This is a genomic window from Cutibacterium avidum 44067 (assembly GCF_000367205.1).
Classification (GTDB): Bacteria; Actinomycetota; Actinomycetes; order Propionibacteriales; family Propionibacteriaceae; genus Cutibacterium; species Cutibacterium avidum.
Genome location: NC_021064.1, coordinates 2448882 through 2462676 on the forward strand (window position 1 = coordinate 2448882; position 13795 = coordinate 2462676).

The 13795-nt window shown below is 63.0% G+C and carries 7 protein-coding genes and 1 pseudogene; 6 read left to right on the forward strand and 2 right to left on the reverse strand.

Annotated elements, in window-relative coordinates; genetic code table 11:
- Positions 1-55: 55 nt before the first annotated feature.
- The 6 genes from PALO_RS11145 (at position 56) to PALO_RS11175 (ending at position 7780) form a co-directional block, all read left to right on the forward strand.
- On the forward strand, positions 56-853 hold the full coding sequence (locus tag PALO_RS11145; RefSeq protein WP_004809799.1) for a deoxyribonuclease IV: 798 nt from the start codon (positions 56-58) through the stop codon (positions 851-853).
- A 74-nt stretch (positions 854-927) separates the two neighbouring features.
- Positions 928-2862: an AMP-dependent synthetase/ligase gene (locus PALO_RS11150; protein ID WP_015583630.1), complete on the forward strand. Its 1935-nt coding sequence runs from the start codon at positions 928-930 to the stop codon at positions 2860-2862.
- A 91-nt stretch (positions 2863-2953) separates the two neighbouring features.
- Positions 2954-4321 (forward strand): anaerobic sulfatase maturase, encoded by a 1368-nt coding sequence (locus PALO_RS11155; RefSeq protein ID WP_080634313.1) that lies wholly within the window; start codon positions 2954-2956, stop codon positions 4319-4321.
- Positions 4322-5216: 895 nt separating this feature from the next.
- The gene (locus PALO_RS11165; protein WP_004809789.1) at positions 5217-6710 is read left to right on the forward strand and encodes a PTS fructose transporter subunit IIC; all 1494 of its coding nucleotides are present in this window, start codon (positions 5217-5219) and stop codon (positions 6708-6710) included.
- 36 nt (positions 6711-6746) lie between these two features.
- Positions 6747-7208, forward strand: a complete 462-nt coding sequence (locus PALO_RS11170; RefSeq protein WP_004809787.1) for a PTS sugar transporter subunit IIA — start codon at positions 6747-6749, stop codon at positions 7206-7208.
- Positions 7209-7396: 188 nt separating this feature from the next.
- Entirely contained in the window at positions 7397-7780 is a 384-nt protein-coding gene (locus PALO_RS11175) for a rhodanese-like domain-containing protein (protein ID WP_015583633.1), read from the forward strand.
- A 143-nt stretch (positions 7781-7923) separates the two neighbouring features.
- On the opposite strand, the gene PALO_RS13180 is transcribed toward PALO_RS11175, so the two are convergent.
- Positions 7924-8133, reverse strand: coding sequence for a hypothetical protein (locus tag PALO_RS13180; RefSeq protein ID WP_373430822.1), 210 nt, complete (start codon positions 8131-8133; stop codon positions 7924-7926).
- A gap of 3072 nt (positions 8134-11205) precedes the next feature.
- Positions 11206-13620, reverse strand: a pseudogene (locus PALO_RS13110) (S8 family serine peptidase); the annotation flags it as partial.
- Between the last annotated feature and the right edge of the window lie 175 nt (positions 13621-13795).

The window sequence follows — 13795 nt, forward strand, 5'->3', positions numbered from 1 at the left end:
TGAAGCGAACAGCGTCAGTCACGGAACGGTCGGTTCCTCGTGGCACAGTGTTGGCATGACCAAGTGGATCATTGGCGGTCATGTCGACACCGCCGACGCCGTGGCACAGGCGGCAGCACGCGGAGCCGACATCGCCCAGATCAGCCTGGGGGACCCGCAGTCCTGGAAGAAGCCGGTCTGCGGCTTTCCCGGAGGTGCCCAAGCCCTCAAGGAGGCTGCTGAGGAAGCCGGGTTGAAGCTCGTGGTGCACTCGGCCTTCGTCATCAACGTTGCTTCCCTCAACAACCGCATCCGCATTCCCAGCCGCAAGCTGTTGCAGCAGACCCTTGACGCCGCCGCCGAGGTGGGGGCGACAGGCGTCGTCGTCCATGGTGGTCACGTACGCGCCGGGGAGCCGATCGAGAAGGGGCAGGACAACTGGCGCAAGGCCATCGACGGCTTCGAGTTCCCGGTGCCGCTCCTCGTCGAGAACACCGCTGGCGGGGACAACGCGATGGCTCGCTTCCTGGAGAGACTGTCAGGGACCTGGGAGGCCATCGGTGCCGCGTCAGGTCATGAGAATGTCGGGTTCTGTCTGGACACCTGTCACGCTTTCGCGGCTGGTCTCGACATGACGACGTTGGTTGATGACGTCCGTGGAATCACGGGTCGGATCGACCTCGTGCATGCCAATGACTCGCAAGGACCGGCTGGTTCCGGACGGGATCGCCACGCCAACCTGAGTGAGGGGGAGTGCGGGGCCGACGCCCTCGTCGACGTCATCCGTGCTGCGGACGCTCCGGTCGTCGTCGAGACACCGGGGGATGCCGAGGGTCAGGCGCGCGATATCGACTGGCTGCGGGAGCGCTTGTGAGGGCTACCCGCGTCGGACGATCAGAGAACATTACGATGGGGGTGTCAGGTCTACACCGGCGAGGGGGAACGGTCATGACATCGAGCACACATCAGTTCCACAAGGCTGAACGCGACCCAGCCGGGGAACTTCTCGGCCAGCCGACACCGGGCGAGAGTCTCGTCGAGAATCACCTTGCCCACATGTTCCGTGGCACGGTAGCGAACCATGGTTTTCGTCCCGCGACTCGGGTTCGTCAGGATGGCCAGTGGATCATTCGCACCTACGCTGAGACGGGTCGACGCGTTGCTGGTTTGGCGCGAGCATTCGTCACCCCCGGGGTGCTGACCGAGGATGGCTTGCAGCGGGGGGATCGTATTTCCCTGTTTGCCGGCAACTGCCCGGAGTGGATCGAGGCTGATCTTGCGGGCATGACGATCGGCGTCGTCCCGGTGCCGATCTACCCGACGTCAACTCCCGACCAGATCGTCCACATCGTCACTGATGCTGGAATTCGGGTCATCGTCACCGCTGGACCCAAGGAGCTTGATCGCATTCTCGAAGCACGGGACCAGATGCCCTGCCTGGAGACTGTCGTGCTGATCGACCCAGCTGATCGCGTTGGTGATCACGATGGGCTGACGGTGCTCTCCTTGGAACAGGTCCGCCAGGCTGGGGTCTCTGAGGAGATGCAGCCCGTCGTCGAGGAGCGCATGAGGCAATCATGCGCCGACGACGTCGCCGCCCTCATCTACACCTCGGGGACCACCGGGGAGCCCAAGGGAGTCATGATCAGCCATCGTGCAGCTCTGGCTGAGTTGCAGGCTCTTGACGCCTTCTTCGACTTCACCCCGGCCGACCACTCGCTGAGTTTCCTTCCCCTGTCGCACGCCCTGGAGTGGGGCTGGTCGATGGTGGTCATCCGACACGGCTGCCTCAACACCTTCGTGCCGAATCCCAAGACGATCTCGGAGATGCTGGCAGAGGTTCGTCCGACCCTCTTCGTCTCGGTGCCGAAACTCTATGAGCAGGTTATGAAGGTGGCGCGGGAGAAGGTCGCCGATTCGCCCGCCAAGCTCAAGATCTTCGAGTGGTCGCTCGAGGTCGGGCGCGAGTGGTGGCAGACCAAGCAGGACGGACGTCGTCCCAGCGTCTCGCTGGAAGCACGACACAAGGTGGCCGATCGTCTCGTCCTGAAGGCCATTCGTGACGCCGTCGGAGGGCCCAAGACCGTGCTGGCGGCCGGTGGTGCGCCATTACGCAAGGAGGTCGAGGAATTCTTCGCCGCGTGCGGTCTGCTGGTGTGCCAGGGTTATGGCCTGACTGAGGCATCCCCACTGGTGAGCTTCAATTCCCCTGGTGGGTGCAAGTTCGGCACTGCCGGTAGGCCGCTGGTGGGCAGCCGGATGTCGACGACTGACGACGGGGAGATCCTCTACCGCGGACCGAACATCATGAAGGGGTACTGGAAGGCCCCGGAGGAGACGGCTGCGGCGATCGAGGACGGTTGGCTGCACACCGGCGACATCGGGTACATCGACGACGACGGCTTCCTCGTCATCACCGATCGGCTCAAGGACATCATCGTCACCCTCAATGGCAAGAACATCTCTCCGCAGCCGATCGAGAACTCCCTCATGAAGGATCCGCTCTTCGAGCATGCGGTGCTGCTGGGCGACAATCGTCCGTGCCTGACCCTGCTCGTCAAGCCGTCTCTGCCTCAGGTGGAGGAGATCGCCGAGAGGCTGCACATCTCGTCGATGACCGGGCCGGAGATGCTGCGATCCGAGGAGCTGGCCGAGGAGATTCGGCGTCGTGTGGCCGAGATCACGGAGAAGCTGCCTCACCAGGAACAGATCCGTGACCTACGGGTGCTGTGGGACGAGTTCACGATGGACAATGGCCTGCTCACACCGACCCTCAAGGTGCGACGTCGTGAGGTGGAGAAGAGATTCACCGAGATCGTCGAGGAGATGTACAGCAGGATCGCGGTGCGTCGGAAGGCCGGTAAGGAGAACCCCAAGGACTGAGTTCTCCACAGCTCGCGTGGTAAATCGGTGTGACGAGCGGGCATGCTGTCCTGCCGGTGTTGGCGCGTGTGAAAAGACAGCGGAGGGAATAATGGCACCCCACGCATCGGCCAAGGGGAGCTCCAGGCCCCTCGTACGTCAGTGTCTGCCCCTGTCAGTGGTTGCAAAGCCGACAAGTGTAGCATGCAATCTGGACTGTGAGTATTGCTTCTTCCTGTCGAAGGAGTTGCTGTACGGCGCGCCGCGTCAGCAGATGGACGACGACACCTTGCGCGATTACATCGTGGAGTTCCTGGCTGCCAGCAACGACGGTGAGGTCATGATGTTGTGGCAGGGCGGCGAGCCGACGTTGAGGGGGCTGCCGTTCTTCCGCCGGGTTGTTGAACTTGCTGACGAGTACAGGCGACCGCGTCAGAAGGTGACTCATGCCATTCAGACGAATGCCACCCTCATTGATGAAGAATGGGCGGCTTTCCTGGCTGAGCAAGATTTCTTGGTCGGTGTGTCCATCGATGGCCCGGCCCATCTCCATGATGCGTACCGCAAGAACCGTGGTGGACGTGGCACTTATGACATGGTTGCGCGCGGATACCGTCTTCTGCAGAGAGCGGGAGTTCTGACCAACATCTTGTGCACCGTCAATGCCGCCAATCAGCATTCAGCGGTCGAGATTTATCGGCATTTCCGTGATGATTTAGGGGCTCAGTACCTGCAGTTCATCCCCATCGTCGAGAGGGTGAACGACAAGGATCTTCCAGTTGCTGAGGCGGGATGGCGGACGGCGTCCGGCGAGCGGCTGCTCTATCGCCAGGAGGGCGCTGCCGTGACGTCCCGCAGCGTTGATCCGATGGCCTATGGTCAGTTCCTCACCGAGATCTTCGAGGAATGGGTTCAGCATGACGTCGGGGCGGTGTTCATTCAGGATCTTGACGCTGCGCTGTCGGCCATGTTCGGCATTCACCCGGTGTGCGTTCATGCCCCGCAATGCGGCAACAACGTAGCCATGGAATTCAATGGAGACGTCTATGCATGCGATCACTGGGTTGAGCCTGATTGGCGTCTTGGGTCCATTCGAGAGAAGTCCTTCGCGGAGCTGGTCTCAACGGACACGATGCGAGAATTCTCCAAGAAGGAGAATCTTCAGCTGAACCAGCAATGTCGCAGGTGTCCGCACTTGAGAATGTGTCAGGGTGGGTGTCCCAAGGATCGTTTCATGACCTCGATTGATGGCGAAGAGGGGCAGAATTATCTTTGCCCTGGATACTTCCATTTCTACTCTTCAATTCGTCCTGACCTCGTTGTCATGGCGCGGCTGGTGCGCGCCAATCGAGCCCCCGCTGAGATTCTTGATCCGCAGGTGAGGAACAGGTTGCGCCCGTCGGCTCGGTGCCCCTTTCATCGGGGCATATGTCACGATCATATTTCTGTGGGCCATTCGATTGCCGATTTTATTGCGTGATAATTTAGCTCGCGACGCGCAGCGCTGCGTATCTCTAGACGTGCGTATCTCGAGACGAAGGAATCCATCCGCCACGAACCACAACTCGACCGGCGCGATCTATGTGGGTGAAGATCGCGCGAGATTCATCAAGAAGTGGTCGTCCCCTCTCATTGCATTCAGAGAGTTCATTGATGGCTATAACCTCTCCATTTTCAACGTGGCCATGGTGTTCCTCTCCGACACCTTTGCCCTTACCCCCGATGACAAGACCTCTCGTTGCCATCTCCTTCATCGGCGTCGCAATCGGCATGGGCCTGTCAACCTCGTCGGTATTCCTGGCCCAGGACGCCCCAAGGCGCGCCGAGGATGTCTCGCGGGGTCCCTTCCCCACATCACCTTCATCCTTGGAGTGATTTTCTCCATCGTCCTGATGGTGAGAAAGGAGCTGCCAGAGTCGACGCGACATATGTCCAGAGGCCCGTGACCTCCGATCGCACCCGAAAGGGCTGAAGGTTACCAGCGGATCGGCAAGCCGTGATGGAGCCTGACCTATCCGTTGGTTCTCCTTGGCGTTTTTCGTCAGTACGGGCACGGACCAGGCACTCCAGTGCGTAGGTGCCTGGTGGGGCGGAGATTTTTGTCACCGGGAGGCTCTCACCGCGTGCTGGTGGGGTCCCGGGGGAACTCGGCTCGAGGACAGCTCAAGGTCGATGGGGATCGTGCAGGGGGCGGCAGGTAGCATGACCGAACGTGCCTGGTCTGGCGAGGAGATTCGTGGGGATCCGCTCGTTGTGGTGTGGAGAGCCCCAGTCGCCTGACGGATCTGATCACGTCGGACATTTGTGCCGACGACGATGTGTCATCCCAGTGCCCGACAAAGACGGGCGAGCGCACCCCCACATCAAGGAGAACAATGAAGAAATACATCGGAATCACAGCATGTCCTACCGGTATTGCCCACACATACATGGCAGCCGAGAAATTGGAGGAGACGGCCAAGGAAGCCGGTGACCAGATCAAGGTCGAGACCCAGGGGTCGATCGGCGTCGAGAACGAGCTGACCGCCGAGGACATCCGTGAGGCCGATGCTGTCATCATCGCGGCTGACACCGAGGTCGACCTGTCCCGCTTCGACGGCAAGCGCGTCCTCGTCACCGGTGTTCAGGACGGCATCGCTCGTCCGGCCGAGCTCATGGAGAAGGCCCTGTCCGCCCCCGTTCGTGGCGGGGCCAAGGAGGACCTCGAAACCGAGCCCGCCGAGGTCTCCGCTGGAGTCACCCCTGCCAAGCCCGGCAAGGACGACAAGGGTTCCGTCGGGCATACCCTCTACGCCGCTTTGATGGCCGGGGTCTCCCACATGATCCCCTTCGTGGTCTGTGGCGGCATCATGATCGCCCTGGCCCTGGGCATCGGCGGCAAACCCACTGCTGGCGGCGTCGCCGTCCCCGAGGGCAGCTTCTGGCAGACCATCCTGCAGATTGGAACTCTGGCCTTTTCCCTCATGATTCCGGTGCTCGCCGGTTTCATCGCTCAGGCCATCGCTGACCGTCCCGGCCTCGTCGTCGGCATGGTGTCCGGTTTCATCGCCAACAGCGGCGACCAGTTCCCCTACCTGACGACGACTGCCCCTGACGGCGCCAAGACCGGCCTCAATACTGGTTTCATCGGCGCCATCATCATCGGCATCATCGCCGGTTACGTCGCCAAGTGGATGCGAAAGATCCCGTGGCATGAGTACGTCAAGCCAATCGTGCCGATTCTCATCATCCCGATCTTCGGCACCGCGGTCGTCTCGCTGCTCTACGTCTACGTGCTCGGCCGCCCGCTGGCGGCCCTGTTCAACGGCCTGACGAACTTCCTGGCCAGTATGACGACCTCCTCGATCGTCATCCTCGCCATCATCATCGGCCTCATGGTCAGCTTCGACATGGGCGGGCCGGTCAACAAGGTGGCCTTCCTCTTCGCCGGCGGCATGATCGCCGTCGACCAGGGCAAGGTCATGGGTCTGGCCGCAGCCGCCATCCCGGTCGCCCCGCTCGGCATGGGCCTGGCCACCCTCATTGATCGTCATCTATTCACCAAGCAGGAGCGTGACGCCGGTATTGCCGCTCTCTTCATGGGTCTGTTCGGCATCACCGAGGGTGCCATCCCGTTCGCCGCAGCTGACCCGGCCCGTGTCATCCCGTCGAACATGGTGGGTGGAGCCGTCGCCGCTGTGCTGGCCGGCATGTTCGGGGTGCACGACGTCGTCATGCACGGCGGACCGATCGTCGGCGTACTCGGCGCGTGCAGCCCCATCCTCGGCTTCTTCGCCGCGATCATCATCGGTGCCCTGGTGACGGCATTCATGTCCTTGGCCCTCAAGAAAGCAGCAGCTCGGAAGAAGGAACGTGCCGTCGCGGCGTGACCTTGACCCCACAACGACATCGTTAGGAGAAACAACATGGCAACGATTGCAGATCTGCTCGCCGAAGGATCGATTGATCTGTCTCTGAGTGCAGGGAACAAGAATGACACCATCGAGAGGATGGTTGACCTCATCGGTGCCAGCGGTGCGCTGGTCCACCGCGATGTGCTCCTCAAGGCCGTCCGCGCCCGTGAGGATGTCGGAACCACCGGTCTGGGTGACGGCATCGCGATTCCGCACGGCAAGTGTGATGGCGTCGATCGTCCGGCCCTGGCCTTTGCTCGCAGCGACGAGGGAGTGGACTGGGGAGCCCCGGACGGTTCCCTGGCCAACCTCGTCTTTCTCATCGCTGTTCCCGCGGCCGCAGCTGGTAACGAGCACCTGCGTATCCTGGCCTCCCTGGCACGGAATCTCGTCAAGGCTGATTTCCGCAACCGTCTGATGTCGGCTTCGACTCCGCAGGAGGTTCGCGCGGTACTGGAGGGCATCAACGCCTGAGCCACAGCCCGCTCGTCGACAGACAGCGTCGAGCAGAGAGTGACCATTTTCGTCAGCAGGCCCGGGGAACGCGCATTGACGCTTCCCGGGCCCTGCCATGCCGGGATTTTTCGCCATCGGGTGAGTCGCCACCCAGTACGAGACGGTGTGAATCACCGTTCGGTCACTTTTCCCTAGACTGTGCAGACATGGGACTGCGCGACCTGCTGATGAATCATGGAATGGCCGAGGGAGGCCTTGAGCTTCCCGACGTCCTCAACATCCTCGCCAAGGGAGGAGTTCTCGTCGACGTCAGGACTCCTCGCGAATATGAGGCCGGCCACGCCCCAGGGGCGCGGCTCGTCAATCCCAAGGATCTGATCGCCGACCCGTTCACCGCAGTCTATGGCGATGACCCGTTGGCTGAACCCGATCCGCAATTCGTCCTGGTGTGCGACACCGGGTTCCGATCCGGTCACCTGGTGGACCGGGTACGGGAGAAGGGCTACACCTGCGACTTCCTCGCATCCGGCCTGCGCGCATGGCGGGCCGGCGGGGAAATCCTCATTCCTGGGCCGCCACGCGGCCGCTGACACCTCGCCACCGCGACGCATCGTCGTCAGGCCCCTGACGGAGACAGCCCCCACAGCAGGCCTCGATCTCAGTCCCTGCCAGAACCCCCACAACGAACATCGCCCCCTCACCAACAGGTGAAGGGGCGATGCGTTGCCAGGCGTCAGCGACGCGACTTGCGAATGGCTGCAACTGCCATGCTAGCCAGCGCTCCCATCCCGACGAGTCCGGCGAGACCGGTCAGGCCAGTGGCGGGGTCACCACCGGTGGAGGGCAGCTGGTAATGGCGGTGTGGGGTCTTGGAACCGTTGTTACCCGGCCTGGTGCCATGACCCAGCTTGGTGTCGTGTCCCGGCTTCGTCCTGCCCGGGATGGTCGGCTGGGTGTCACCCGGGTCGGCCTTCGTGGCGACGAAGTTGAGAGTGATCTTCGACGGGGAGTTGAGGACGACCTTGCCGTCAACGATCTGACCCTTCGCGGTGCCGATGACCCTGCCATTCTCGAGAACGAGGATCTTGCGATCGGTCGGCACGTTCAGGGTGAGGGTTCCGGCGACGGCCGGTCCGGCGTTCTTCACGGTGACGATGACGTCTCCATTGTCGTCGGCGCGGCAGGTGATCGAGATCGAGTCACCCTTGGCGAAGCGGCCCCTCATCGTCCCGCACTCACCGGCCAGGGTCCGCTCCGGACGCTGCATGGTGATCTGCACGGTCTTGGTGACGACGTGGCCAGCCGAGTCGACCGCGGTGAGGACAACCGGGACGGCCTTGTTCATGACGAGTCCGCTCAGGTCGGCGTCGACGACGAGGTTCTCGTCGACATCGTCAACCACCTTGTAGGCGGAGCGGATCTGGCTGAGGATGTCCTCGTCGGGGTCGACGACCAGGGAAGCCGGCCCCTCGATCCGCGGAGCAGCGTCCACCGCGAAGGGCACGGCGACGTCGGTGCGACGGTCGGCGCGGTCGGTGGCGGTGACGGCCAGCTGGTGCGCGCCAGCAGACAGGTCCTTGGTCGATAGCTCGACCGTCAGCTGGGTGTAGCCCTCACCGGTCTTGGGCGGCTTGGCGTCACCCTTGGCGGCTTCCTCGTCGACAGTCTCCTGAGCAGCAGCGGCCTTGGCAGCGACCTTCTCAGCCTGAACAGCCGAGCCAGTGGTCGGAGCGCTGGCGGACGGAGCGGCGGAGGCCTCAGTCGACGGAGAGATCGACGGCGCGGTGGCACCGGTGTCGTCCGGCTCTCCCTCGAAGGCAACCTCGGCACCCTCGGCGGGAACCACCTTCGTGGCCTTGAAGGCGGCCTGCTTGCCGTCCAGAGTCACCTTCATGTTGTCAAGGTGAGCATCAGAAGCCTTGACGGTGATCGTCGTCGGCTCGGACACCACGTCACCAGCTTTGACGCCAGCAACCTCGACGTCAGGGGCGTCGGCATCGCTGATCACCGGGATGATCTGCTCCAGGCCGTTGCCCATGAGGTCGTAGAGACCCAACAGGATGCGGTCGCCATCAGAGGCGGTGACATCCTCGGAGAATCCGCGCTTGTTGATGGTGGCGCCCGGATCCCAGATGTTGGTGAAGTTGCTGACGATGTTGCCGTTGATGGCCAGGTTGTAACCGAAGGCGTTGTCCCACACTCGGCCGGCGAAGGTGACGTCCTGCGACGGCTTGGTGATGTAGATGGCGCCGTCCTCGGCGATACGCGGACGATCAAGCTGGATACTGGGGATCCGGCTGTCGTAGAACACGCGCCATGCACTCTCGAGGGTCTTGGCTCCCCTGGTGGTGTCGGTGACGGTGTAGCCGATCTTGGTCAGACCCTGGTTGATCGGAACCTTGACGGAGAAGTGCAGTTTGGAATCGAGCTGGACTTCCTTGCCCTCGATGGTGAAGGACTTCGGAGCACGGTTGAAGGTGCCCGAGAGCGTGTAGGTACGAGGGCTCGTCTTGGTGCCAATGTTGGGGTCCTTGCCGTCCAGGAAGACGTTCTGCTGGCCGAACGGGGAGTTCGGATCAGCCATGGCCGGGTCGTCGAAGGTGATGTGCAAGGCGTTGTCCTCGGTGACCGGGCGGTCGAGAGGCAGGGCGACCGTGGTGACGTTCACCCCGTCATTGGCCGTCACGACGATCTGGGTGGCCGACTTGCCCGGTGTGACGGTCGCCTTGAAGGTGCCGTCGGCATTCGCCTGGACCTTCTTGCCGTCGATCATGACCGTCAGCGGGCGACGTTGGTCGCCAATCTTGGTCTGGTCGTCGGAGACGGCGCCGGAGACGTCGACGGTGTCGTCGTCCTTGACGGTGACGAGGCTCTGAGAATTGCGAGCGGCGTCAGCGGTCAGCTGCGGGCCCTTGAGGTCGACGTCGATCCACGACGTCGTGGAGCGGTCAAGGACCTTGCCGGCGGCGTCGTAGGCGACGATCTCGTAGGTGTTGTGACCCTCGGCCCATCCGACCATCGCGGTGAAGTGATGGTTGGCGTCGATCGTGGCGTCAATCCCGTTGACGGTCACCTTGGCGACCTCGGCCGAGACGACACCACGGACCGGCAGGGTCTTGTCCTTGCGCAGGAAGGGCTGGTTCTCGATCTGGAACAAGCTCGAGGAGTCGGGGGTCTCAGCGTTGACGACGGCTCCGTTGAGGATGGGGTCGGGGGTCGCCAGGGCCGTCTTGTCGAGCATGACGACGGAAGTCGTGGTGTTGGCGGCGCGGTCGGCGCCAGTGATCTGCACGTACTTGGCCTCAGCCGGGTTCGAGACGGTGAAGACGGTCGCGCCGGGTACCGACGTGGTGTCGGCGGTCAGCATCGTGCCCGAGCCATCGCGAGCGGCGACCGGGCCGGCGCCGGAACCGGCGTCAGTGACCTTGACGATGACCGAGGCGGTGCCGTCAGTGTTGCTGCGGACCGAGGTGGCCAGCTTCGGGGCAGTCACGTCGAGGACGAAGGGCATCTCGACTGTCTGCCAGCTGAAGTTCGGCGACAGACGGGCCTGCACCGTGAAGGTGTACTTACCCTCGGGGGCAGTGACGAAGGCACCCTTCTTGGCGTCCCACACCTTGCCGTCCCAACCCCGGTCGGGATCGCTGTCGGCGGCGTTGGTCGAGATGAGAGCGAGCTTGTTCAGCAGCATGTGCTGCAGGTCGCGGTCGGAACCAAGCTCGCGGACCGTCTTGCCGTTGGCATCGACGACGGAGAACTTGAGCTCCTGGGCGGAACGCAGTAGCAGGGTCTGGGCGAAAATGGTGTCGAGCATCCCATCGCCGTTGGGGGAGAAGAAGTTGTGCCCCACACCGCGCTCGACGGTCATCGAGCCGAGGGCCTTGCTGGCCAGCACGGTCTTGTGCGGGTTCTTCTCACCAAAGACCTGCGACATCACCGACGGGGTCTTGGAGTAGATCGGGGTGTCGATGATGTCCTCGGCGTTCCAATTGCCGACGAAGCCCATGTACGGCAGGGCCAGGTCAGGCTGCGACGGGTCGGTGGACGAGAACTTGAACCAGCCTTCGATCCAGTGGGCGTCCCCGCTCTTCGGCGTGACCGTCCAGGACACCTTGGCGGTCCCGTGGGCAGGAACCGTCACGGTGCTGGTCTCGGCGGAGGCCTTCTCCCCGGTCGAGCACGAAGTCAGCGGGTTGTCGCCGCTGTGGTCTTCGTTGATGACGCAGGTCTGGCTGGTGGTGAAGGTCTGCGGCTTGTCACCGAGGTTGGTGAGTGCGATGTTGACCTTGCGGGCTGAGTTGACCTCCTTGAGAGCAGCGTTGGGTTTGCCGTCGACGGTCGCCAGCACATGGGTCTTGGTGGCGCGGTCAACCTGGGCGAGCCCAGCACCGATCTGACGCGGAGCCAGCGGTACACCGCTGGAGTACTTGAGGATCTCAGCGGTGTTCGACATCGCGGTGCGCAGGGTGGAATCCGCTGCGACGCGAGACAGGCCGGGGTTGGTCTTCCTGAGGGACTGCAGCATGAGGGCCGACAGTCCGGCGACGTTAGGGGTGGCCATCGAGGTACCCGACATGACGCCGTACTTGTTGTCGTTGAGGGTCGAGTAGACGGACCCGCCGACACCGGCGATCTCAGGCTTGAAGTTGAGGTCCGGGGTGGCTCCCCACGAGGTGAAGCTCGAGGCGAGCAGAGGGTCGGGGTTGTCGACCAGCTTGTTGGACGTGGTGAGCTGGATCGACACCTCCTTGCCGGATTGCATCACGTCGGCGAGCTTCTGTCCGTCGTCGTGGCCCATGCCGGAGACCGGAACCTTGGAGCCGTCGATGCCTGCCATGCCGGGGATGTCGTTCCCGCCATCGGCATTGTTGAAGATGATGACACCGGTCGCGCCCTTGGCGGTGGCGTTCTTCACCTTGTCGGCGAAGGAGATCTCACCGCGCTCGATGAGGGCCCAGTTGCCTTTGACCTCAGCCGGGACTTGGGCGGGCTTGCCGATGCCGGCAGGCCACAGCTTGTGGACCTCGAGGTCGGCGGGGCCAGCCTGCTGCTGATATCCGACCTCGGCCGAACCGCCCTCCCAGGTGGCTTTCGCAGCAGTGACGATCTTGTGGGCGTTGTTGATCGAGGCGACCGACCAGGCGGCCGGGGCAGCGGCGGAGCTGCCGAGGGCACCATTGTCGAGGAGCCCGAGGGCGTCGACCTCGTCACCCCGGGTGGAGGTCGACAGTCCGTCGTTACCAGCGGCCGCGATGACCTGAACCCCGGCATGCTGAGCGTTGGCAATGGCGAGGGCCTCACCCTGGTCGGCGGAGTCCACGCCGTCAGGAGAGCCGAGAGACATGTTGATGACGTCAGCCCCGCGTCGCACCGATTCCTCGATGGCAGCGACGATGTCATCGGTGTACGCCGATTCGGACTTGGCGGGATCGTTGGAGAACACCTTCATGGCGAGCAGCTGGGCCTCGGGGGCGGCTCCGTTGACGCGTCCATTGGTGACGGCGTCGGCGTCAGCCCCACCGTTGGCAGCCACGATGCCGGCAACGTGCATGCCGTGCTGGGAGGCAGTGGTGTCCTTGGCGTTGTTGTTGCGGTCGGCGAAATTGTAGCCATAGGGCACCTTGTCGGTGAATCCGTCAGCAGCCTTGAGCTTGGCGGCGGCCTTGCCCTCGGCGTCGAGACGCATGTCCTGGTGCTTGATGTCGATACCGGTGTCGACGATGGAGACGACAGTGCCTCGTCCGTCGAGTCCGGTCTTGCGAGCTGCGGTGGCCCCGGTCTCCAGGTTGGCGTCGTCATCGACCGGCTTGTAAGCGCGCACCGGCTTGACGGAGGTGACGCCTGGCTGGGCCTCCAGAGTGGGGATGTCAGAGGTCTCCACCCAGGCCGAGAATCCCTTGAGGAGCATGCCGAATCGGCGGTCAACCTTGATCGGGGCCTTGGACTGAATGGCACTGATGGTGCGGCTCAGCTCGGCGAGATTGGTCTTCTCAACTCCGCGTCCGGAGGGCTGCCCCTTCAACAGCACCATGACCTTGACCTTCTCGGACTGTTTCTGAGCCGCGGGAGGGGAAGAGAGGGGCGGTGGTGTTGGACTCGGGGCGGCCATCGCGGCCGGAGTAGCTGCTAGCGCCAGCGCAACAATGCCTGCGAGCAGTCCTCCTCCTCGAGATGTACGCATGTGTGTGACCGTCTTTCCTTGACACTGCGGCCGGACCTCCCGGGCTCGCATACGTGGCAGACAGATTGTCCAAAGATCTGGCACAACAGACATGGTGCCCGTATGTCGGACCCTCGGGTGTAGTTCCGGCCGCTTTGGGGAGAACTCTGTCGGATCGCCCCGGTGGGCGCGAGACCTCGAAGAAGAAATTGATGAAATCGTTACCAACTGCTTAGGGCAACCTAAGTGGCCTCGCGCTGCGCGGATCATGGATTTTGGGCGCCATGGGGGGTAAGGCGGTCGGCGATGAGTCCCGAGGATTCGGAGAACGACGACCCAGCCGGTATGCTGTTTAATTGGCTGTCCACAGTGGCGGCTGGCCGGTCGGGCAGACCCCGACCGGTGGCATTCGCCCTCCTGCCACGGGATGTACTCGTGGCCGCTG

Bases quoted from the DNA above. Each gene is read 5' to 3' on its own strand.
- PALO_RS11145 (WP_004809799.1), top strand. From the start codon at position 56: ATGACCAAGTGGATCATTGGCGGTCATGTCGACACCGCCGACGCCGTG.
- PALO_RS11150 (WP_015583630.1), top strand. From the start codon at position 928: ATGACATCGAGCACACATCAGTTCCACAAGGCTGAACGCGACCCAGCC.
- PALO_RS11170 (WP_004809787.1), top strand. From the start codon at position 6,747: ATGGCAACGATTGCAGATCTGCTCGCCGAAGGATCGATTGATCTGTCT.
- PALO_RS11155 (WP_080634313.1), top strand. From the start codon at position 2,954: ATGGCACCCCACGCATCGGCCAAGGGGAGCTCCAGGCCCCTCGTACGT.
- PALO_RS11175 (WP_015583633.1), top strand. From the start codon at position 7,397: ATGGGACTGCGCGACCTGCTGATGAATCATGGAATGGCCGAGGGAGGC.
- PALO_RS11165 (WP_004809789.1), top strand. From the start codon at position 5,217: ATGAAGAAATACATCGGAATCACAGCATGTCCTACCGGTATTGCCCAC.